This is a genomic window from Streptomyces sp. NBC_00775 (genome assembly GCF_036347135.1).
GTDB lineage: Bacteria > Actinomycetota > Actinomycetes > Streptomycetales > Streptomycetaceae > Streptomyces > Streptomyces lutosisoli.
Genome location: NZ_CP108938.1, coordinates 6,523,453 through 6,546,130, shown reverse-complemented (window position 1 = coordinate 6,546,130; position 22,678 = coordinate 6,523,453). Strand labels below are relative to the sequence as shown.

General features: G+C 67.7%; 14 protein-coding genes and 3 rRNA genes. 6 read left to right on the top strand and 11 right to left on the bottom strand.

Annotated features, from left to right (window positions below):
* Window positions 1-198: 198 nt before the first annotated feature.
* The 6 genes from hpf to mtnA all read right to left on the bottom strand — a co-directional run bounded on the left by hpf (window position 199) and on the right by mtnA (window position 8,203).
* Window positions 199-891 carry a ribosome hibernation-promoting factor, HPF/YfiA family gene (hpf, locus tag OIC96_RS29155; RefSeq protein WP_406501706.1) on the bottom strand — a complete coding sequence of 231 codons (693 nt, stop codon included), beginning with the start codon at window positions 889-891 and terminating at the stop codon, window positions 199-201.
* Between the two features lie 316 nt (window positions 892-1,207).
* Complete coding sequence (locus OIC96_RS29150; protein ID WP_330305008.1) at window positions 1,208-2,203, bottom strand: ComF family protein; 996 nt, start codon at window positions 2,201-2,203, stop codon at window positions 1,208-1,210.
* A gap of 233 nt (window positions 2,204-2,436) precedes the next feature.
* Window positions 2,437-4,284 (bottom strand): LpqB family beta-propeller domain-containing protein, encoded by a 1,848-nt coding sequence (locus OIC96_RS29145; RefSeq protein WP_330305009.1) that lies wholly within the window; start codon window positions 4,282-4,284, stop codon window positions 2,437-2,439.
* The gene (gene mtrB, locus OIC96_RS29140; protein WP_330305010.1) at window positions 4,274-6,364 is read right to left on the bottom strand and encodes an MtrAB system histidine kinase MtrB; all 2,091 of its coding nucleotides are present in this window, start codon (window positions 6,362-6,364) and stop codon (window positions 4,274-4,276) included. Before mtrB ends, OIC96_RS29145 begins: the two co-directional genes overlap by 11 nt.
* Before the next feature lies 1 nt (window position 6,365).
* Window positions 6,366-7,055, bottom strand: a complete 690-nt coding sequence (gene mtrA, locus OIC96_RS29135) for a two-component system response regulator MtrA (RefSeq protein WP_150136091.1) — start codon at window positions 7,053-7,055, stop codon at window positions 6,366-6,368.
* 8 nt (window positions 7,056-7,063) lie between these two features.
* On the bottom strand, window positions 7,064-8,203 hold the full coding sequence (mtnA, locus tag OIC96_RS29130) for an S-methyl-5-thioribose-1-phosphate isomerase (RefSeq protein ID WP_330305011.1): 1,140 nt from the start codon (window positions 8,201-8,203) through the stop codon (window positions 7,064-7,066).
* Window positions 8,204-8,343: 140 nt separating this feature from the next.
* Between mtnA and OIC96_RS29125 the strand changes: the two genes are divergently transcribed.
* From OIC96_RS29125 to OIC96_RS29105, 5 genes are read left to right on the top strand one after another with little or no spacing between them, the layout of a single operon-like run.
* Window positions 8,344-9,708: a glycerophosphoryl diester phosphodiesterase membrane domain-containing protein gene (locus tag OIC96_RS29125; RefSeq protein ID WP_330305012.1), complete on the top strand. Its 1,365-nt coding sequence runs from the start codon at window positions 8,344-8,346 to the stop codon at window positions 9,706-9,708.
* Window positions 9,709-9,712: 4 nt separating this feature from the next.
* Window positions 9,713-10,459 carry a DUF4129 domain-containing protein gene (locus tag OIC96_RS29120; RefSeq protein ID WP_330305013.1) on the top strand — a complete coding sequence of 249 codons (747 nt, stop codon included), beginning with the start codon at window positions 9,713-9,715 and terminating at the stop codon, window positions 10,457-10,459.
* A complete protein-coding gene (locus tag OIC96_RS29115) occupies window positions 10,456-11,679 on the top strand; it encodes a DUF4350 domain-containing protein (protein WP_330305014.1) in 1,224 nt (407 codons plus the stop codon). Before OIC96_RS29120 ends, OIC96_RS29115 begins: the two co-directional genes overlap by 4 nt.
* Window positions 11,679-12,668, top strand: a complete 990-nt coding sequence (locus OIC96_RS29110; protein WP_327429193.1) for an AAA family ATPase — start codon at window positions 11,679-11,681, stop codon at window positions 12,666-12,668. Before OIC96_RS29115 ends, OIC96_RS29110 begins: the two co-directional genes overlap by 1 nt.
* Window positions 12,668-13,978: a DUF58 domain-containing protein gene (locus OIC96_RS29105; protein ID WP_330305015.1), complete on the top strand. Its 1,311-nt coding sequence runs from the start codon at window positions 12,668-12,670 to the stop codon at window positions 13,976-13,978. The genes OIC96_RS29110 and OIC96_RS29105 overlap by 1 nt, the downstream gene beginning before the upstream one ends.
* Before the next feature lie 109 nt (window positions 13,979-14,087).
* Here OIC96_RS29105 and rrf read toward each other — a convergent pair.
* The 4 genes from rrf to OIC96_RS29085 form a co-directional block, all read right to left on the bottom strand.
* Window positions 14,088-14,204, bottom strand: a 5S ribosomal RNA gene (gene rrf / locus OIC96_RS29100).
* 86 nt (window positions 14,205-14,290) lie between these two features.
* Window positions 14,291-17,412 (bottom strand): 23S ribosomal RNA (locus tag OIC96_RS29095).
* A 313-nt stretch (window positions 17,413-17,725) separates the two neighbouring features.
* A 16S ribosomal RNA gene (locus OIC96_RS29090) occupies window positions 17,726-19,251 on the bottom strand.
* The 16S, 23S and 5S rRNA genes sit together here, the layout of an rRNA operon.
* A 610-nt stretch (window positions 19,252-19,861) precedes the next feature.
* On the bottom strand, window positions 19,862-20,869 hold the full coding sequence (locus OIC96_RS29085; RefSeq protein WP_330305016.1) for a stage II sporulation protein M: 1,008 nt from the start codon (window positions 20,867-20,869) through the stop codon (window positions 19,862-19,864).
* Window positions 20,870-20,998: 129 nt separating this feature from the next.
* Here OIC96_RS29085 and OIC96_RS29080 point away from each other — a divergent pair, with 129 nt between their 5' ends.
* Window positions 20,999-21,976: an RDD family protein gene (locus OIC96_RS29080; protein ID WP_330305017.1), complete on the top strand. Its 978-nt coding sequence runs from the start codon at window positions 20,999-21,001 to the stop codon at window positions 21,974-21,976.
* 63 nt (window positions 21,977-22,039) lie between these two features.
* Here the strand turns inward: OIC96_RS29080 and OIC96_RS29075 are convergent, their stop codons facing one another.
* Window positions 22,040-22,654 carry a hypothetical protein gene (locus OIC96_RS29075; RefSeq protein WP_330305018.1) on the bottom strand — a complete coding sequence of 205 codons (615 nt, stop codon included), beginning with the start codon at window positions 22,652-22,654 and terminating at the stop codon, window positions 22,040-22,042.
* Window positions 22,655-22,678 lie beyond the last annotated feature (24 nt).

Genomic DNA, 22,678 nt, shown 5'->3' with positions numbered 1-22,678 from the left:
CCCCTGAAGGCCGTGGCCTGTGTTCCTGTGCCATCGCCAACCCAAGGCAACGGCCCACCGGTTGGAGCCGGTGCGGCCATGATTTCATGCCCGGACGACAGTGCGGTGACAGAGCGGGTTGCGAAGTGGTCGCACACCGGTGCCCCTGGGGGCGCACACGCGCTCCAGGGGCACCGACTCAGCTGTCACCGCGGAGGGTCAGCCGCCGAGCGCACCGCCCGGCGCATCCGCTCCGCCCTCGGCGACCATCGGGTCCGTGTTGAGGCGGATGACGCCGTAGTCGTACGCGTGCCGTCGGTAGACGACACTCGGTTCCTTCGTCTCCGAGTCGACGAACAGATAGAAGTCGTGCCCGACCAGCTCCATCTCGTAGAGCGCCTGGTCGAGCGTCGTCGGGGCAGCCACGTGGGTCTTCTCACGGACGACGAGAGGGCCTTCACCCATGACCTCGAGGGAGCCGATCCTCTTGGTCGGCACACTGTCGGGTTCCTCGTCGTGGACGACGCTGCCGTTGCCGTTCAGCGTCGCGGCACCCGGGACGTGGTCGGCGACCTCGGCGGCCGAGATCCTGCCGTTGCCACGGCGGGTATAGCGCTTGTCGTGCTGCTTGCGCAGCCGGGCTTCGAGCTTGTCCGCGGCCAGGTCGAGTGCTGCATACGGATCGCTCGCCGCTGCCTCCGCCCGGATCACCGGACCGCGGGAGCGGAGCGTGATCTCCACTCGGTCACAACGGTCGGCCTGTCGGGGGTTGGGCTCCTTGGACACCTCGACGTCGAGGCTGATCACCTTGCCATCGAGCTTCTGGATCTTCTCCAGCTTCAGCTTCTCGGCCACGTGCTTGCGGAACCTCTCGGGCACCTCGGTCTTGCGGCCCTTGACGACGATGTCCACGCAGAACTCCGTTCCCGGATAGCCCCGCTCCACTGGCGGAGCATCTCCCTTTTGCACCAGGTTCCGGTGAGCCCCGGAACCTCGGACTCGGTGACTTTCACCTCCTCCTCCCCCATGGGCAAGATCTCCACCCCACCGACGCGGGTGATTGCCAAAAACCCGCAGCACAGCATTGAGATGTTCGAGGTACGGCCATGCGCCATTGCCTCACAACCGAACATATCTCGCCCGGACGGATGTCGTCACCCTCTACCGCGACGTACCTCCGTTCAGGTGAATTGACCCTCTCATTACCTGCAACGATGCAAGTTCTCAGTCAGTTCCGGTTTATTTCGAACGAGTCTGGCGGTGCTGCGATCACAGCCGCGCAGATCGTGTCGCAGCCGGTGTCTCCGACTTCACCCGTCTCCGCCATTCGCGGGACCACTTCTGTCAGATCCGCCCTCTCGCCCCTTGCCTCCACGGCCCGTACGGCTGCCTCCACGGCCCGTACGGCCCGCGCGGCCTCCGTCAACGAGGCGCCCGTCGTCATCAGGTCGTCCACGAGCACGACCAGGCCGCCGCCCGCCAGCAGCCGGGCACCCCCGGCAGCCACCTCCAGGGCGCCCGCGAGATTGTCCAGCCGCTGCCGGGAGTTGAGCCCCGACTGGTCGGCCACGGCACGCCGCTGCCGCAGCACGCTCAGCACCCGGGCCGGCGTCCCCGTACGCCGCAGCTCACCCGCCGCCGCGAGCGCGATCCGCCGCGCCGGGTCGTGCCCCCGCGCCCGCACCGCCCACCGCGCCGACGGCACGGGAACGAGCAGCACGGGCCCTCGCTCGACTCCACCGGCAGCTCCCAGCGGCACCCGGCCGTTCCCCGACGGCAGCCACTCACCGCCGCCGAGCCGGTCGTCTTCGCGCCATGGCCGCTGTCCGCCGGCCCCGGCCCGGTCGCCCTCGCCCCACAGTTGCCCCTTCCCGAGCCTCAGCCGCCCCTCCGGAGCCGTGAGCCCTCCGTCCGCACCAGGACGTCGTACGTACCCCAGCCCCGCCCGCACAGCCCCCGCCAGGGCCACTCCGAGCGGCGCCGCGAGCGCCAGCGCGCCCCGTTCCTTGTGGGCGAGCAGCACGGCCCGTACCTCGTCCTCGTAGGGAGCCGCCGCGTGCACCACCGGCAGCCCGGGCGGCTCCGGCACCGGTCGCACCCGGCACGGTGCGGCCCCGGTCAGGGCGGCACGGCACTCAGGGCAGAGCACCGTGCGAGGCCTCCCGCAGCCTCCGCACTCGGCCGGCAGCACCAGATCGGTGAGGTCCTGCCACCACCCCCGCATGCCCACCACTGTGCCAACGCATGGGCCGCCCGGCCACCCCTGTGGATAACTCTGGACAACTCCCTGTTGATAACTGGTCACAGCCGTCCTCACGGCAGTCCCGCACCGGGCCCGCCAGCACAGGAGGCAGGCCGTCCCCGCCCCGGAAAGGCAAGTGGGCCCACCCCACAACAGGGGCGGGCCCACCAGGGAAAACCAGGGGAAACAGGGAAAACCAGCGACACGAGCAGGGCCTACCCCGGATAGACCGGCGCCGTCCCGTCCTTGTCCACCTTCTGCCACTGCTCCCCGGACGACAGCCGTACGATCCCGTCCTCGAGCGAGTGCGCCACCAGCGGCAGCCGCTCGTCCTCGGACGCGGCGATCTCCTTGACGCCCGTCAGCGCGGAAGGTGCGGTGCCCACCGGAGTGGAGCCGTCGACCTGGACGTACCGCATCTGCTGGACGCCCCCCTTCTCGCTTCCGACGACCACGAGCCGGTTGTCCCCGGCCCACGACATGGCCGTGACCTCCTCCAGCTGGGGTGCCACGGAACGCGGTTCGATGATCGAGACGGCGGGCCGCTCACCGGTCTGGGAGTCGCGCACGATGCGCCCGATCTGCAGCGACCTCTTGCCGTCCTTCTCGACGATCAGGGCGATCCGCACCCCGTCGGCGGCCACCCGCACGGCCTCGACACGCCCGTCGAGGTTCGGAGTCTGGACCACCAGCGGTTCGCCCGCGCCCTTCTGCAACAGAAGCAGCCGGGGGTTCTTCGGGTCACGGTCGGCCACCCACAGGTCGCCCTGCGCGTCCCAGCTGGGCGTCGTCAGCCGGTCGTCCGCCGTCTTGCCCTGGCTGTGCAGCACCGCTTCGCCGAGCGAGCCGCCCGACACCAGCGACCCGACGTACAGCGAACTCCCGTCGGCCGACACGCCGGCCGCGCTGCTCTCGTCCCGCGACACCGCGGCCGACCGCAGCTTCTTGTCGCCCTCCCCCAGCGCACCGGGCACCGGCTCGGGCTTCTTGTCACTGTTGGCGCTGGGCATCCGCACGAGCCGCTGATGGTCGTCGATGAAGTACTGGTACTCGGGACGCTGCCCCGTACCGTGCGCGGCGATGCTCTTGGCCTGGACCTCGGTGACCACGCACAGCTGCGAGCCGTCCGACTTCTGCAGCTCCACCTCGACCACGCCGGTGGGCGTCAGGTCCTGGAAGGTGTAGAGGAGTTGGGCCGCCATCTTGGTGCACTGGGACCGGCCGACGTGGTCCGCCTTCCGGTTCAGCGGCACGGTGACCCGGTTCCGGTCGTCGGGCGACAACGACTCGACGCCCTTCTTCAGCTCCGTCCCCGAGGGGAAACTCGACGTGACCACCGGGTCCAGCCAGCGTGTGGGCCCCTTCAGGAGCGCGCGGACGATCTGCGTCATCGGGTCCACCTGCTCGCGCACATAGACCGGATCGGCGACGGTCCCCAGCGGTGCGCCCGTCCCGGAGGTCACGTTCGACGCGTAGTAGTACTTGTTGACGGACACGTAGTTGCGCTGGAAGTCGGACTTGCCCATCACCACGCCCTGCGGCAGCCCGTCGATGCGCCACTGCTTGCTGTTCTTCAGCCGCGTGAGATGCACCGTCCTGTTGTACGAGCCGTCGTCCGGCGCGTACGCGTGCTGCGCGTCGACCGTGGCGACCTTGCCGCCGCTCAGCCGGTACAGGAAACCCTCGCCGGTGTCCTCCCCGGTCCCCGCGTGCGCCGGTTCGGGGTCCGGCGCGTCCGCGAGAACCGTCGTGGACCGGTCCGGATCCCACGTCTTGCGGGCGCCCGCCGTCAGGTACTTGCGCGCCGTCTCGTACTGCGGGTCGTCGCTGGTGAGCGCCTCCAGAAAGCCCTGCACGATCTCCGCGGACGAGGCGTCCTCACGCGGCGGCATGGCGAAGACGCGGACCTGTGAGTCCTGCCTCGGCGTGGACTCGACGTCGCGCAGATCCCCGCTGTCCGGCATCGAGGCGCACCCGGCCAGCAGCAGGGCACCGCAACCGACGTACGCCGCCAAGCGCACGGGACGTCTACGGCCGCGGCTCCCCTCGCGGTCAGCGCCCACGAAATGCCTCCCCTTGTCCAAGCTCCTCCGGCTCCCCGGCGTCCGTCCCGCGGCCTTCCACGGTCCGCTCCCCGCCCGCGCCGGACGCGTCGTCCGCCCGTCGTGCGGCCCCGGTGGGCCGTGGCACCACGCGCGCGCCGTTGCCCGGCAGAGCCGTCGGATCGGCTGTGGGCGACACCCCGGCCAGTCGCGGCCCGATGGGCACACGCGGCGGCATCGGAGGCGGCACAGCCCCTCCCACGGGCTGCTGCACCGGCACAGTGGCGAGCTTGCCACCGCCGCCGTCCGGCAAACCGGCGTCATTAAGTCCACGATTACGCCGTGAGTCCTTGGGCTCCAGGGGTATCGGCGACCCCCGCAGCGGCTCGTCCGCTGTCCGCGGCAGCGTCAGCCGGAACTGCGAACCGCCGCCGGGCTCGCCCCACGCCTGCAGCCAGCCGCCGTGCAGCCGCGCGTCCTCCAGGGCGATGGACAGCCCGAGGCCCGTGCCGCCGGTGGTACGCGCGCGTGCCGGGTCGGCCCGCCAGAAGCGGCTGAACACCCGCGTCGCCTCGCCGGGCTTGAGGCCCACGCCGTAGTCGCGCACGGCGACCGCGACCGCCCCGCCCGCCGCGGCGAGCTTGACCACCACGTCCTTGCCCTCGCCGTGCTCCACGGCGTTGACGACGAGATTGCGCAGCACCCGCTCCACCCGCCGGGCATCCGCCTCGGCGACCACCGGCTGCTGGTCACCGACGACGCGTATGTGCGTGCCCTTGCGCTCGGCGAGCGGCTCGGCCCCGCTGACCACCCGTCGTACGACTTCTCGGAGGTCTATCGCGTCGGCTTCCAGCGCCGCCGCGCCCGCGTCGAACCGGCTGATCTCCAGCAGGTCCGCGAGCAGCGACTCGAACCGGTCCAGCTGATCCGCCAGCAACTCCGCGGACCGCGCGGTCACCGGGTCGAAGTCCACTCGCGCGTCATGGATGACATCGGCAGCCATCCGCACGGTCGTCAGCGGCGTACGCAGCTCGTGCGACACATCGGACACGAACCGCCGCTGCATCCGCGACAGGTCCTCCAGCTGCTGGATCTTCAGCTGGAGGTTCTGCGCCATCTTGTTGAAGGCTTCGCCGAGCCGCGCGATGTCGTCCTCGCCGGTGACCTTCATACGTTCCTGGAGGCGTCCGGCGGACAGCCGCTCGGCGATCCCCGCAGCCATCCGCACGGGCGTGACGACCTGGCGCACCACGAGCCAGGCAATGGCCCCCAGCAGCACCACGACGAACAGTCCGGCGGTCGCGAGCGTCCCCTTGACCAGGCTCAGCGACTTCTCCTCCTGCGTCAGCGGGAAGAGGTAGTAGAGCTGGTACGGGTCTCCGTTGGGGTCGTTGACCTGCTTGCCGATGACCAGCGCCGGCTGCGAATCCCTGCCGTCCCGGTAGACGACACGGGTGTAGCTCTGAGCCGCCAGCGTGCTGCCGTCGATTCGGGCGCGCAGGTTCTGCGGCACGCTGACCGTCGGATCGACCTGGCCCGAGTAGCGCGGTGCGAGCCCGCCGCCGCCGTTGCCGTCTGCGGTCGAGCTGAGGGTCACCACGTCGAAGGCGCCCTGGCCACCGCTGGAGAGGGACTCCGCGAGGTCGCCCATCCACTGGCTGACGTTCTTGGACTGACGGCCGTCCGCGGTCGAGCCGTCGGCGCCGTTCGCCGTCGCGGCGGCGTCCGCCTTCTGTTTGGCCACCGAGAAACCACCCGTGGCCTGGCTCTGCGACGCCTTCACCTTGGCGTCCAGCAGTCCGTTGCGCACCTGCCCGATCACGACGAAGCCGAGCAGCAGCACCACACCCAGCGACATCAGCAGCGTCGTGACGACGATCTTGAGCTGGATGTTGCGCCGCCACAGCCGCATCACGGGCAGCAGCGGACGGCGCACCCAGCGCATGAACAGCCGAAGGACCGGGCTGCCCTGGACTCCGCCCTGGAGCAGCCCGCCCTCCATGAACCGTCCCCAGTGGGAGCCCGTCATCTTCCGGCCGACAGGCCGCCCCGAACGGACCCCCGGCTCACCGGGCGCCGAAGCGGCACTGTCCCGGGACATGTCAGCTCGGTCCGGCCTTGTAACCGACACCACGGACGGTCACCACGATCTCCGGCCGCTCCGGGTCCTTCTCGACCTTGGAGCGCAGCCGCTGGACATGCACGTTGACCAGGCGGGTGTCCGCCGCGTGGCGGTAGCCCCACACCTGCTCCAGCAGGACCTCACGCGTGAACACCTGCCACGGCTTGCGGGCCAGCGCGACCAGCAGGTCGAACTCCAGCGGCGTCAGCGCTATCGACTGCCCCTCCCGCTTCACAGAGTGACCGGCCACATCGATGACGAGGTCCCCGATGGCCAGCTGTTCGGGCGCCGGCTCCTCCGATCGGCGCAGCCGCGCCCTGATCCGTGCCACCAGCTCCTTTGGCTTGAACGGCTTCACGATGTAGTCGTCGGCACCCGACTCGAGGCCGACCACGACATCGACGGTGTCGCTCTTCGCCGTGAGCATCACGATCGGCACCCCGGACTCCGCCCTGATCAGGCGGCACACCTCGATACCGTCCCGGCCGGGAAGCATCAGGTCCAGGAGCACCAGATCGGGCTTGGTCTCACGGAAAGCGGCCAGCGCCTTGTCGCCGTCGGCTACGAAAGACGGCTCAAAACCTTCACCACGCAACACAATGCCGAGCATCTCGGCCAGTGCGGTGTCGTCATCGACGACAAGGACTCGTCCCTTCATAAACGACATCATCCCATTAACTAAATCGTTACCTGGCGTGACCTGTCACACAGCTCGGCAAGCGCCTCAGCCGTCACGGGCGACACGGCGCCCTCTTCGGTGACGATTGCCGTCACCAACTCCGGCGGCGTCACGTCGAACGCCGGGTTGTACGCCTGGGTCCCCAGGGGTGCCACCGGTATCCCGCCTCCCGCTTCTGCTCCCGCCGCCTGAGGTGTTGTGACCTCGGTCACTTCATGACCTGAGCGCTGTTCGACCTCGATGGACGCTCCGTCCGGGGTGTCCAGATCGACCGTCGTCACCGGCGCCACCACGATGAACGGCACATGGTGATACCGGGCCAGCACCGCGAGCGGATAGCTCCCCACCTTGTTCGCCACCGAACCGTCGGCCGCGATCCGATCGGCCCCGATCAGCACCGCGTCCACCTCCCCGGCCGCGAAGAGCGAGCCCGCCGCGTTGTCCGTGAGCAAGGTGTACGCCATTCCGTTGCGCGCCGCTTCGTAGGCCGTCAGGCGAGCACCTTGCAGCAACGGCCGCGTTTCGTCCACCCAGAGCCGCCGCAACTGCCCCGCCCGATGCGCCGCGAGCGCCACCGCGAAGGCCGTTCCTTCCCCGCCCGACACCAGCGCGCCGGTGTTGCAGTGCGTCAGAACCCGGTGTCCGCCGCCCGGCAGCAGCTCGTTGAGCAGCGCAAGCCCGTGCTCCGCCATCCGCGCGCTGGCCTCGGCGTCCTCCCGGTGCAGCGCCCGCGCCGCGGCGAGCGCCGCCTCCGCGGCCTGCTGCTGATCGCCGCCACCGGAGAGCGCGGCACCGTACGCCTCCCGCGCCCTGCGGACGCCGACAGCCAGGTTCACTGCGGTCGGCCGGGCACCGGCCAGCGCACGCGCGGCCTCGTCCACGTCGAAGCCGCGCGCGGCGGCGAGCGCGACGCCGTACGCCCCGGCGATGCCGAGCAGCGGCGCCCCGCGCACGGCGAGCGTGTGGATCGCCTCCACCAGCGCCAGCGCGTCCGTGCACACCAGCTCGACCTCTTCGGCGGGCAGCCGTGTCTGATCGAGAAGGACCAGCACGGGGCCTTCGGGTGGCTCGTCCCAGCGGATAGCCGGTATCTCCGTGCGCCCGCTGTCCTCGCGGGATTGCGCGTACTGATCAGCCATCCGCCCAGTCTGCCCCGTACCCGGCGGACAATTGAAGGTGCGCAGCCCATACTGCGGCCGGTCCCTTGCCGGGCGCACCGTGGCACGATGGCTGCCAACCTGCCGCCGCGACCGCGGACGGGCACCGTGAAGGAGCGACGATGAAAGACACTCCGGGCTGGGCCTCGCCCGGATCTGCCCCCTCCGACGGGCAGGAGCCGGACTCCTCCGGCGCCGCGCAGCCCACGGAGCAGCCCTCGGACCAGGGCGGCACGGACCAGCCGGAGCCGCCGTCGAAGTGGTCCAAGGAGCAGCCCCCGCCCGGTCAGTGGTCCGCTCCCAGCCCGCAGGGGCCCGGCCAGGCCCCGCCACCACCTCCGCCCGGCCCGGGCTGGGGCGGCCAGCCCCCCGGCGGCCCTGGCGGCCACGGAACCCAGGGCGGCGGTTACCCAGGCTGGGGAGGCCCCAGTCGCGGATACGGCGGCCCCACCGGTCCCGGCGGCTGGGGAGGCAACTGGGGTGGCCCGCCGCCCGCTGCCAAGCCCGGCGTCATCCCGCTCCGCCCGCTCGGCGTCGGCGAGATCCTCGACGGCGCGGTCTCCACGATGCGCACCTACTGGCGCACCGTCCTCGGCATCTCGCTGGCCGTCGCGGTCGTCACGGAGATCGCGGTCATCCTGCTCCAGGGCTTCGTCCTGGACGACAGTGCCAGCACGGACGCCCTCAACGACCCGAGCGCCACCGTCGGCGAGCTGAGCCGCGCCCTGGGCGACACCCTGCTGAGCTCCGGTGTCGTCCTGCTCATCACCCTGCTCGGCACCATCGTCGCGACGGCCCTGCTCACGTCCGTGACCAGCCGCGCGGTGCTCGGCAAGTCGGTGACCACAGCGGAGGCCTGGCGCGATGCCCGTCCTCAGCTGCCGAAACTGTTCGGGCTGACCTTCCTGCTGCCGCTCATCGCCGTCGCGGTCGTCGCCGTCGGCACTCTGCCCGGCGTACTCGCCGCGGTGGCCGGCGCCGGAGACGCGGGCATCACGCTCGCCGTCATCGGTGGACTCGGCGCGGGCGTCGCCGCGCTCTGGCTGATGATCCGCTTCTCGCTCGCCTCTCCCGCCCTGATGCTGGAGAAGCAGGGCATCCTGAAGGCGATGAGCCGCTCCGCGAAGCTCGTGCGCGGCTCCTGGTGGCGGGTCTTCGGCATTCAGCTGCTCGCCACGATCATCGCCAACATCGTGGCGTCGATCGTCGTCATCCCCTTCGCCTTCCTCGCCGCCGCCCTGAGCGGCGACGGCGTCACCGGCCTCCTCAGCGGCGCCAGCGGCAGCCTCGGCTGGACGTTCCTCATCGTCAGCGGCATCGGCTCGGTGATCGGATCCATGCTCACCTTCCCGATCACCGCCGGCGTCACCGTGCTCCTCTACATCGACCAGCGCATCCGCCGCGAGGCCCTCGACCTCGACCTGGCCCGCGCCGCCGGCGTCCAGGACTACGGCTCCGACACCCCCGGCACCACTCCGGGGAGCTGATGCGGTGAGCCCGGCGGGGGGAGTTCTCACAGCAGTACTGGCACTGCCGCACACCGGCGCCACAGCCGTCCTCGCGCTGCCGCGCGGCGACGAGCCACCGGTGACGACCCCGCGCGACCCCGCGCGGGAGGCGGCCAAGCGCGAGCTGTCCAAGCGGATGTACCACGAGAACGACCCCAGCCTGCTCCAGCGCGCCCTGAACGCCTTCTGGGACTGGGTCGGCAAGCTGTTCAGCGCCGCCTCCGCCGCAACACCCGGCGGAGCGCTCGGACTTGTCGTCATCCTGCTGGCCGTAGTCGCCGTCGTCGCCGCCCTGTGGTGGCGCCTGGGCACCCCGCGCCGCACACCCACGTCGTCCGCCGCGCTCTTCGACGACCGCCCCAAAAGCGCGGCCGAACACCGCGCGGCCGCCGAGGCGCACGCCGCCCAGGGCCACTGGAACCAGGCCGTCCAGGAACGCATGCGCGCCGTCGTCCGCTCCTTGGAAGAGCGCGCTCTCCTCGACCCGCGCCCCGGCCGCACGGCCGACGAGGCAGCCGCCGAAGCAAGCCGCACCCTGCCCGCCCACACGGACCGACTGCGCGCCGCGGCCCGGGACTTCGACGACGTCACATACGGCGGACGAGCCGCGGACTCGCACACGTACCACCGCCTCACCGAGCTCGACCGCGACCTGGAGCGCACCAAACCCGTACTCGCGAACAGCGCCCACAGCACGGCCCACAACGCCCGCCAGGGAGCCGCCTCATGACGACCGAGGCGACTGAGGCAACCGCGAAGACCGAGGCCACGCCCCTCACATCCACCTCGGCCTCGCCCACCGCCCGCCAGCTGTGGACCCGCGCCCGAGGAGTCGTACTCGCGCTCGTGATCCTGCTGGTGGCCGCCATCGCGATCGCCGCGATCCGCTCGGGCGCCCAGCACGGTCGCCTCGACCCGCGCTCCGCCGATCCCTACGGCAGCCGTGCCGTCGCCGAACTCCTCGCCGACCAGGGGGTCTCCACGCGCGTGGTCACCACCCTGGACGAGGCACGCGCCGCGGCCGGCTCCGAGACCACTCTCCTGATCGCCGCCCCCGACCTGCTGACCAGACGTCAGCAGACGCTCCTCCACACGGCGACCGAAAACTCCGACGGCCGGACGATCCTGATCTCCCCCGGATCGCCCTCCCTCGGTACGCTCGCCCCCGGAGTCACCGCCGACCCCGCGGTCAGCTTCGACTCGACGCTCTCCCCCGACTGCTCCCTGCCCGCCGCCACGCGAGCGGGCAGCGCCGACACCGGCGGCGTCCGCTACACCACCACCAACCTCGACGCCGACGCCTGCTACCTGAGCGACGGCCTGCCCACGCTCCTGCGTATCCCGGCGACCTCCGGGAGCGGCGACACCGTCGTGCTCGGCGCCCCCGACATCCTCTACAACGACCGCCTCGACGAGCAGGGCAACGCCTCGCTCGCCCTTCAACTGCTCGGTTCCCGCTCCCACTTGGTCTGGTACCTGCCCTCGCTCTCCGACACCTCGGCCACCGACGCGGGCGACCAGAGCTTCTTCGACCTGCTCCCCTCGGGCTGGCTCTGGGGCACGCTGCAGCTCTTCATCGCGGCAGCCCTGGCCGCCCTCTGGCGGGCACGCCGACTCGGCCCCCTCGTGCCCGAACGCCTCCCCGTCGCGATCCGCGCCTCCGAAACCGTCGAAGGCCGCGCCCGCCTCTACCGCAAGGCCAACGCCCGCGACCGCGCCGCGGCAGCCCTGCGCTCCACCACCCGCGCCCGCCTCGCCCCCCTCGTCGGCGTACCCCCCGCCCAGGCGCACGCGCCCGAGGCCCTGCTCCCCGCCCTGTCCGCCCACCTCCAAGGCGACGGCCAGGCCCTCCACAACCTCCTCTTCGGGCCGCCGCCCCGCGACGACGCGGCCCTCGTCTCCCTCGCCGACCAACTCGACGCCCTCGAAAGAGAGGTACGCCGTTCATGATGGACCCGACCACTGACAACGCCGGGTACGCCGGGGATCCGGGCACCGCCCGCTCCTCCCTGGAGGCCCTGCGCGCCGAGATCGCCAAAGCCGTGGTCGGCCAGGACCCCGCCGTGACCGGCCTAGTCGTCGCCCTCCTCTGCCGCGGACACGTTCTACTTGAAGGAGTCCCCGGAGTCGCCAAAACGTTGCTCGTCCGCGCCCTCGCATCCGCACTCGAACTCGACACCAAGCGCGTCCAGTTCACTCCGGACCTGATGCCCAGCGACGTCACCGGCTCCCTCGTCTACGACGCCCGCACTGCCGAGTTCTCCTTCCAGCCCGGCCCGGTCTTCACCAATCTCCTGCTGGCCGACGAGATCAACCGCACCCCTCCCAAGACCCAGTCGTCCCTCCTCGAAGCGATGGAAGAACGCCAGGTCACGGTCGACGGCACACCCCGCCTGCTCCCGGAGCCCTTCCTGGTCGCCGCGACCCAGAACCCGGTCGAGTACGAGGGAACGTATCCCCTCCCCGAGGCCCAACTGGACCGCTTCCTCCTCAAACTGACGATCCCTCTGCCCTCTCGCCAGGACGAGATCAGCGTCCTCACCCGCCACGCCGAGGGCTTCAACCCACGCGACCTGCGCGCCGCCGGCGTACGCCCCGTAGCGGGCCCCGCCGACCTCGAAGCCGCCCGCGCGGCCGTCGCCAAGACAGCGGTCTCCCCCGAAATCACCGGCTACGTAGTGGACATCTGCCGCGCCACCCGCGAGTCGCCGTCCCTCACCCTCGGCGTCTCCCCCCGAGGCGCCACGGCGCTCCTCGCCACGGCCCGCGCGTGGGCCTGGCTGACAGGCCGCGACTACGTCATCCCCGACGACGTAAAGGCCCTGGCCCTCCCCACACTCCGCCACCGCATCCAACTGCGCCCCGAGGCCGAGATGGAGGGCGTGACCGCCGACTCCGTCATCAACGCGATCCTCGCCCACGTCCCCGTCCCCCGCTGATGGCACTCACCGGACGCGCCGCCCTGCTCGCGGCCCTCGGCGCCCTCCCCGTCGGCATCTGGGAGCCGAGTTGGACGGGCATCCTCGCCGTGAACGCGCCCCTGGCCCTGGCCTGCGCCTGCGACGCCGCCCTGGCAGCACCCGTACGCCGCCTCGGCCTAACCCGCTCCGGCGACACCTCCGCACGCCTCGGCGAAACCGCCGACATCACCCTGACCGTCACCAACCCGTCCAGCCGCCTCCTCCGCGCCCACCTCCGCGACGCCTGGCCCCCGAGCAGTTGGGAACCCGGCACGGAAGTCGCCGCCTCCCGCCACCGCCTCACGGTCCCCGCCGGCGAGCGCCGACGCCTGACGACCCGCCTGCGCCCCACCCGCCGCGGCGACCGCCAGGCAGACCGCGTCACCATCCGCTCGTACGGCCCCCTCGGCCTCTTCTCCCGCCAGGGCAGCCACAAAGTCCCCTGGACGGTACGCGTGCTGCCGCCCTTCACCAGCCGGAAGCACCTCCCCTCCAAACTGGCCCGCCTGCGCGAACTCGACGGCCGCACCAGCGTGCTGACCCGCGGCGAGGGCACGGAATTCGACAGCCTTCGCGAGTACGTCCCCGGCGACGACACCCGCTCCATCGACTGGCGCGCAACCGCCCGTCAGACCACGGTCGCCGTGCGCACCTGGCGCCCCGAACGCGACCGCCACATCCTCCTCGTCCTCGACACCGGCCGTACCTCGGCGGGCCGCGTCGGCGACGCCCCCCGCCTCGACGCCTCCATGGACGCGGCCCTGCTCCTGGCAGCCCTGGCCTCCCGGGCCGGCGACCGCGTGGACCTCCTCGCCTACGACCGCCGAGTACGCGCCCTCGTCCAGGGCCGCGCGGCAGGCGAGGTCCTCCCGTCCCTGGTCAACGCGATGGCGACCCTGGAACCAGAACTCGTCGAAACGGACGCCCGCGGCCTCACCGCCACAGCACTTCGTACGGCCCCACGCCGCTCCTTGATCGTCCTGCTGACCAGCCTCGACGCGGCCCCCATCGAGGAGGGCCTGCTTCCCGTACTCCCCCTCCTCACTCAGCGCCATACGGTTCTGGTGGCATCGGTGGCCGATCCGCACATCGCGCGCATGGCGACGGCTCGGGGAAACACCGAGGCGGTGTACGAGGCGGCAGCCGCGGCCCAAGCCCAGACGGAGCGCCACCGCACGGCCGAACAACTTCAGCGCCACGGCGTCACGGTCGTCGACGCGACCCCGGACGAACTGGCACCGGTTCTCGCGGACGCGTATCTGGCGCTCAAGGCGGCGGGGCGACTGTAGACGCACATAAAAAAGGGGGCCTCTTGGACAAGAGGCCCCTAAATCAAATGATCCAGAACGCAGAAAACCCCCGTACCGTTTTCCCGGTACGGGGGTTTCTCTACAATTAGTTCGGCGGCGTCCTACTCTCCCACAGGGTCCCCCCTGCAGTACCATCGGCGCTGTGAGGCTTAGCTTCCGGGTTCGGAATGTAACCGGGCGTTTCCCTCACGCTATGACCACCGAAACACTATGAAACTGTCAACCGGAGCCGTGGCATAGCTACGACGGTTGTTCGTGGTTTCAGAACCAACACAGTGGACGCGAGCAACTGAGGACAAGCCCTCGGCCTATTAGTACCAGTCACCTCCACCCGTTACCGGGCTTCCAGATCTGGCCTATCAACCCAGTCGTCTACTGGGAGCCTTACCCTCTCAAGGAGGTGGGAATACTCATCTCGAAGCAGGCTTCCCGCTTAGATGCTTTCAGCGGTTATCCCTCCCGAACGTAGCCAACCAGCCATGCCCTTGGCAGGACAACTGGCACACCAGAGGTTCGTCCGTCCCGGTCCTCTCGTACTAGGGACAGCCCTTCTCAATATTCCTGCGCGCGCAGCGGATAGGGACCGAACTGTCTCACGACGTTCTAAACCCAGCTCGCGTACCGCTTTAATGGGCGAACAGCCCAACCCTTGGGACCGACTCCAGCCCCAGGATGCGACGAGCCGACATCGAGGTGCCAAACCATCCCGTCGATATGGACTCTTGGGGAAGATCAGCCTGTTATCCCCGGGGTACCTTTTATCCGTTGAGCGACGGCGCTTCCACAAGCCACCGCCGGATCACTAGTCCCGACTTTCGTCCCTGCTCGACCCGTCGGTCTCACAGTCAAGCTCCCTTGTGCACTTACACTCAACACCTGATTACCAACCAGGCTGAGGGAACCTTTGGGCGCCTCCGTTACTCTTTAGGAGGCAACCGCCCCAGTTAAACTACCCATCAGACACTGTCCCTGATCCGGATCACGGACCCAGGTTAGACATCCAGCACGACCAGACTGGTATTTCAACGACGACTCCACAAACACTGGCGTGCCTGCTTCAAAGTCTCCCAGCTATCCTACACAAGCCGAACCGAACACCAATATCAAACTGTAGTAAAGGTCCCGGGGTCTTTCCGTCCTGCTGCGCGAAACGAGCATCTTTACTCGTAGTGCAATTTCACCGGGCCTATGGTTGAGACAGTCGAGAAGTCGTTACGCCATTCGTGCAGGTCGGAACTTACCCGACAAGGAATTTCGCTACCTTAGGATGGTTATAGTTACCACCGCCGTTTACTGGCGCTTAAGTTCTCAGCTTCGCCACCCCGAAGAGTGACTAACCGGTCCCCTTAACGTTCCAGCACCGGGCAGGCGTCAGTCCGTATACATCGCCTTACGGCTTCGCACGGACCTGTGTTTTTAGTAAACAGTCGCTTCTCGCTGGTCTCTGCGGCCACCCCCAGCTCAGGAAGTAAATTCCCTCACCGGTGATGGCCCCCCTTCTCCCGAAGTTACGGGGGCATTTTGCCGAGTTCCTTAACCATAGTTCACCCGAACGCCTCGGTATTCTCTACCTGACCACCTGAGTCGGTTTAGGGTACGGGCCGCCATGAAACTCGCTAGAGGCTTTTCTCGACAGCATAGGATCATCCACTTCACCACAATCGGCTCGGCATCAGGTCTCAGCCTCATGTGCGACGGATTTGCCTATCGCACGGCCTACACCCTTACCCCGGGACAACCACCGCCCGGGATGGACTACCTTCCTGCGTCACCCCATCACTCACCTACTACAGGTCTGGTCCGTCGGCTCCACCACTCCCCTTTGCCCGAAGGCTCCGGGGCGGCTTCACGGACTTAGCATCGCCTGGTCCGATGTTTGACGCTTCACAGCGGGTACCGGAATATCAACCGGTTATCCATCGACTACGCCTGTCGGCCTCGCCTTAGGTCCCGACTTACCCTGGGCAGATCAGCTTGACCCAGGAACCCTTAGTCAATCGGCGCACACGTTTCTCACGTGTGTATCGCTACTCATGCCTGCATTCTCACTCGTGAACCGTCCACCACTGCCTTCCGGCGCGGCTTCACCCGGCACACGACGCTCCCCTACCCATCCATACGGGCGTTGGCCCTATTGTATGAATGACACGACTTCGGCGGTACGCTTGAGCCCCGCTACATTGTCGGCGCGGAATCACTAGACCAGTGAGCTATTACGCACTCTTTCAAGGGTGGCTGCTTCTAAGCCAACCTCCTGGTTGTCTCTGCGACTCCACATCCTTTCCCACTTAGCGTACGCTTAGGGGCCTTAGTCGATGCTCTGGGCTGTTTCCCTCTCGACCATGGAGCTTATCCCCCACAGTCTCACTGCCGCGCTCTCACTTACCGGCATTCGGAGTTTGGCTAAGGTCAGTAACCCGGTAGGGCCCATCGCCTATCCAGTGCTCTACCTCCGGCAAGAAACACACGACGCTGCACCTAAATGCATTTCGGGGAGAACCAGCTATCACGGAGTTTGATTGGCCTTTCACCCCTAACCACAGGTCATCCCCCAGGTTTTCAACCCTGGTGGGTTCGGTCCTCCACGACCTCTTACAGCCGCTTCAACCTGCCCATGGCTAGATCACTCCGCTTCGGGTCTTGAGCGCGCTACTAAATCGCCCTATTCGGACTCGCTTTCGCTACGGCTTCCCCACACGGGTTAACCTCGCAACACACCGCAAACTCGCAGGCTCATTCTTCAAAAGGCACGCAGTCACGACGCATTGAGTAAACTCAATGCGCGACGCTCCCACGGCTTGTAGGCACACGGTTTCAGGTACTATTTCACTCCGCTCCCGCGGTACTTTTCACCATTCCCTCACGGTACTATCCGCTATCGGTCACCAGGGAATATTTAGGCTTAGCGGGTGGTCCCGCCAGATTCACACGGGATTTCTCGGGCCCCGTGCTACTTGGGTGTCTCTCAAACGAGCCGCTGATGTTTCGACTACGGGGGTCTTACCCTCTACGCCGGACCTTTCGCATGTCCTTCGCCTACATCAACGGTTTCTGACTCGTCTCACAGCCGGCAGACTGTGAAAGAGAGATCCCACAACCCCACATGCGCAACCCCTGCCGGGTCTCACACGCATATGGTTTGGCCTCATCCAGTTTCGCTCGCCACTACTCCCGGAATCACGGTTGTTTTCTCTTCCTGCGGGTACTGAGATGTTTCACTTCCCCGCGTTCCCTCCACATACCCTATGTGTTCAGGTATGGGTGACAGCCCATGACGACTGCCGGGTTTCCCCATTCGGAAACCCCCGGATCAAAGCCTGGTTGACGGCTCCCCGGGGACTATCGTGGCCTCCCACGTCCTTCATCGGTTCCTGGTGCCAAGGCATCCACCGTGCGCCCTTAAAAACTTGGCCACAGATGCTCGCGTCCACTGTGCAGTTCTCAAACAACGACCAACCACCCATCACCCTGCCCTACTGGGTAAGTTCACTGGGGCCGGCACTGAAGGCAGCCGTATCGGCCGTACCTTCAGACACCCAACAGCGTGCCCGACACCCTCGCCACTCGTGATCAGCTTTCCACGCCCCGAAGGACAGTACTCACAGCCCGAGATGACTGACGGTGCCGAATAATCAACGTTCCACCCATGAGCAACCACCGTCGAACGTGTGCCGACGTAATGGCCCTGGACCACCGGGCAAGCCCGGCGGCCTAGATGCTCCTTAGAAAGGAGGTGATCCAGCCGCACCTTCCGGTACGGCTACCTTGTTACGACTTCGTCCCAATCGCCAGTCCCACCTTCGACAGCTCCCTCCCACAAGGGGTTGGGCCACCGGCTTCGGGTGTTACCGACTTTCGTGACGTGACGGGCGGTGTGTACAAGGCCCGGGAACGTATTCACCGCAGCAATGCTGATCTGCGATTACTAGCAACTCCGACTTCATGGGGTCGAGTTGCAGACCCCAATCCGAACTGAGACAGGCTTTTTGAGATTCGCTCCGCCTCGCGGCTTCGCAGCTCTTTGTACCTGCCATTGTAGCACGTGTGCAGCCCAAGACATAAGGGGCATGATGACTTGACGTCGTCCCCACCTTCCTCCGAGTTGACCCCGGCAGTCTCCTGTGAGTCCCCATCACCCCGAAGGGCATGCTGGCAACACAGAACAAGGGTTGCGCTCGTTGCGGGACTTAACCCAACATCTCACGACACGAGCTGACGACAGCCATGCACCACCTGTACACCGACCACAAGGGGGCGACCATCTCTGGCCGTTTCCGGTGTATGTCAAGCCTTGGTAAGGTTCTTCGCGTTGCGTCGAATTAAGCCACATGCTCCGCTGCTTGTGCGGGCCCCCGTCAATTCCTTTGAGTTTTAGCCTTGCGGCCGTACTCCCCAGGCGGGGAACTTAATGCGTTAGCTGCGGCACCGACGACGTGGAATGTCGCCAACACCTAGTTCCCACCGTTTACGGCGTGGACTACCAGGGTATCTAATCCTGTTCGCTCCCCACGCTTTCGCTCCTCAGCGTCAGTAATGGCCCAGAGATCCGCCTTCGCCACCGGTGTTCCTCCTGATATCTGCGCATTTCACCGCTACACCAGGAATTCCGATCTCCCCTACCACACTCTAGCTAGCCCGTATCGAATGCAGACCCGGGGTTAAGCCCCGGGCTTTCACACCCGACGTGACAAGCCGCCTACGAGCTCTTTACGCCCAATAATTCCGGACAACGCTTGCGCCCTACGTATTACCGCGGCTGCTGGCACGTAGTTAGCCGGCGCTTCTTCTGCAGGTACCGTCACTTTCGCTTCTTCCCTGCTGAAAGAGGTTTACAACCCGAAGGCCGTCATCCCTCACGCGGCGTCGCTGCATCAGGCTTTCGCCCATTGTGCAATATTCCCCACTGCTGCCTCCCGTAGGAGTCTGGGCCGTGTCTCAGTCCCAGTGTGGCCGGTCGCCCTCTCAGGCCGGCTACCCGTCGTCGCCTTGGTGAGCCACTACCTCACCAACAAGCTGATAGGCCGCGGGCTCATCCTTCACCGCCGGAGCTTTTAACCCCCACCCATGCGGGCAGGAGTGTTATCCGGTATTAGACCCCGTTTCCAGGGCTTGTCCCAGAGTGAAGGGCAGATTGCCCACGTGTTACTCACCCGTTCGCCACTAATCCACCCCGAAGGGCTTCATCGTTCGACTTGCATGTGTTAAGCACGCCGCCAGCGTTCGTCCTGAGCCAGGATCAAACTCTCCGTGAATGTTTACCCGTAATCGGGTGGACACCACGAGAGCGGAACCAAGGAGAGGAATAATCCCCTCGGTTCACAGCGTCCTCGCTGTGCGCCTACCAGGCAGTGCCCGGCAGGACTTTTTCAAAGGAACCTCGTCCCAGCCGATCGGCCGGAGACGGGGTATCAACATATCTGGCGTTGATTTTTGGCACGCTGTTGAGTTCTCAAGGAACGGACGCTTCCTTTGTACTCACCCTCTCGGGCTTTCCTCCGGGCGCTTCCCTTCGGTCTTGCTTTGTTCTTGTTTCGTTCTTGCGTTTCCGACTCTATCAGACCGTTTCCGGTCCGATTTCCCTCGGTGCTTTCCAGGTTTCCGCTTTCGCGTTTCCCTTTCCGGCGGTTCCGACTTTATCAGAAGTCTTGGGCCGGATTGACCGGCATCCATTTCTGAAACATCGGGAGTGGCTTCTCCGCAATCGAAGTGTCGATTGTTTCGGGAAGCAGGTAGACACTAACCTGTGCCACCGGACATGTCCAGTTCTAGGCAACTGTTCGAATCTACCTCCCCACCAGCTCCGTGTCAACGGCTCTTGTGGGGCGAAGAGGAGACTAGCAGGTCAGCGGGTGTGCACGCACATCAGGCAGCCGTCGGGAGCGTGGCGCTTCGCTCGGGCTCGTCGACGTCACCCGTGTCGCCGGCGCGTGCCGCGCGACCGCCCAGGACATAGACGTACGCGAGAAAGGCCAGTTCAGCCGCGATTCCGATGCCGATACGGGCCCAGGTGGGGAGACCGGACGGCGTGACAAAGCCTTCGATGGCGCCCGAGACGAAGAGGATCAGTGCCAGGCCTATCGCCATGCCCAGCGCGGCGCGGCCCTCTTCGGCGAGCGCCGTGCGGCGGGAACGCGGGCCCGGGTCAATCACTGTCCAGCCCAGTCGCAGACCTGTGCCGGCGGCGACGAAGACGGCGGTCAGTTCCAGAAGCCCGTGCGGGAGGACGAGCCCCAGGAAGGTGTCGAGGCGGCCGGCCGAGGACATCAGGCCGATGCCGACGCCCAGGTTGAGCATGTTCTGGAAGAGGATCCAGAGGACCGGAATGCCCAGGAAGACGCCCAGGACCAGGCACATCGCGGCGGCCTGGGCGTTGTTCGTCCACACCTGGGCCGCGAAAGAGGCGGCGGGGTGGCTGGAGTAGTACGTCTCGTACTGGCCACCGGGGCGAGTGAGGTCCCGCAGTTCGCTGGGGGCCGCGATCGAGGACTGGACCTCGGGGTGCGTGCCGATCCACCAGCCCAGGAGAGTCGCTATGACGGTGGAGAGAAGCGCCGTGGGCACCCACCAGTGGCGTGAGCGGTAGACCGCTGCCGGGAAACCGTGCGTCAGGAAGCGGGTGACATCGCGCCAGGAGGCACGGCGGGTGCCTGTCACTGCACTACGCGCGCGTGCCACGAGTTGGCTGAGACGGCCGGTGAGCTGGGGGTCCGGGGCGCTGGACTGGATCAGGGAGAGGTGAGTGGCGGTGCGTTGGTACAGGGCGACGAGTTCGTCGGCCTCGGCTCCGGTGAGACGGCGCTGGCGACGCAGCAGGGCGTCGAGCCTGTCCCACTCGGCGCGGTGGGCGGAGACGAAGACGTCGAGGTCCATCGGTTTGCCTGCTCCTCGGCTGCTCGTCGGCTGCTCGTCGTGGATGTCAGCTTGTCCTACTGCGGCGCGATGCGCCCTCAGCTTGGCAGACTGGCCGTTCACGGGGCAGGCCAGGGAAGGACGGCGAGCGTGAGTGAGCTAGTGACGGGCGAGGCGGTGGCGCTGGAGCTGCGCCCCGCGAAGCTGCCGAGCCGAGCGCTGGCCGTGCTGCTGGACTTGGCCCTGGCCATGGCCGTCTATGTCGTCGTGACCATCGGTCTGGTGGCGTCAACGGCCGCCCTGGACGACGCGGCGCAGCTCGCGGTGTCCATCGCCAGTTTCATTCTCGTGCTGGTGGGCGGGCCGATCGCGGTGGAGACGCTCAGTCACGGCCGCTCGCTCGGGAAGCTGGCGTGCGGGCTGCGGGTGGTGCGGGACGACGGTGGGCCGATCCGGTTCCGGCATGCGCTGGTGCGCGGCGCTGTCGGTGTGGTCGAGATTCTGATGACGTTCGGGATCGTCGCGTGCATCGCCTCGCTGGTGTCGGCCCGGGGGCGGCGGCTCGGTGACGTGTTCGCGGGGACTCTCGTCGTGCGGGAGAGGATTCCGGTCGGCCATACGGCCTTCGTGCCTCCGCCGCCGCCCTGGTTGGCGGGGCGGTTCTCGGGGCTTGACCTGTCCGCGGTGCCCGACGGGTTGTGGCTGGCCATCCGCCAGTACCTGACACGGATGCAACAGTTGGATCCGCAGGTCGGCGGCGCTATGGCGGAACGGCTCGCCCAGGATCTCGCGGCCCGTACGGGGGCTCCGGCGCCGCAGGGGGTTCCGCCGGCCGCGTATCTGGCGGCCGTGGTGCAGGAGCGGCAGGCGCGGGAGGTCCGGCAGGCGCATGGAGGTGGGGCGGCCGGGATCTCTCGCCCCGGCCCTGGTGGATATCCGGTCGCTGTGCCGAGCCCGGCCGGACCGGCGGCGCATCCGTCAGGCGCACAGCCCTACGGCTACCCGTCTGCTCCCTCGGCGGTTCCGGGAGCGGCGTCGCAGCACGTGCCGCAAGCGCCGCCGCGACCCACCGCTCCGCAGGCCGACCAGGTCGATCGCCCCGCGACCGGCTTCGTGCCGCCCGCGTAGTCAGCCGTCGCGGCCCGTCCGCGCAACCAGCCGTCATGGCGCCGGCGGGTCGAGACGTCGTCGTCAGGCGAATACCGACGGCGGCGATTCGAGGTGTTCGAGCTCGATGCCGGGCGCCGCCAGCACCACGTCTCCGGAGATGTGCACGGCGTGCTGCTCCCCCGTGTCCAGCGCTGTGACCTGGTATTCGTCCACGGCCAGAGGGCCGTTGTCAGTGGCGTGTGTTTCTCTCGAGATCAAGGCCCAGGACTGGTCGAGGGTGCGCGGGGCGAGGACTGGGTCGGTGAAGGCGACGAGGCGTACGCGGGTCGCGGCGGCGGAGGGGGTGAGGCGAAGGAGACGGGCGGTGGCGATGAGGAACGCGGGGGACGTTCCGGTGAAGGCGTGGGCCTGGACATTGCCTTCGGTGGCCTCCGTGCCGGTGGGGTCGGTGCGGACCCAGGTCACGCCGTCGAGCGCGGCGCCGCGGACCTGCCAGCTCGCGGCGTGCAGTTCGAGTCGGATGGGGCGGCCGAGTTCGTCGAGGGTGAGGTCGACGGAGCCGGAGTGGTCGCCGGAGGGGGTGGTGAGTTGGGAGACGTAGCGCCAGCCGGAGGGGCCGGGCGCGCAGTGGAAGTGCTCTTCAGCGAGGGGGGTGTGATCGTGCGGATCATGGAGCGAATAACGGCCGCGGGGCATGGGCGTTCAGGTCCTCATCGGGGA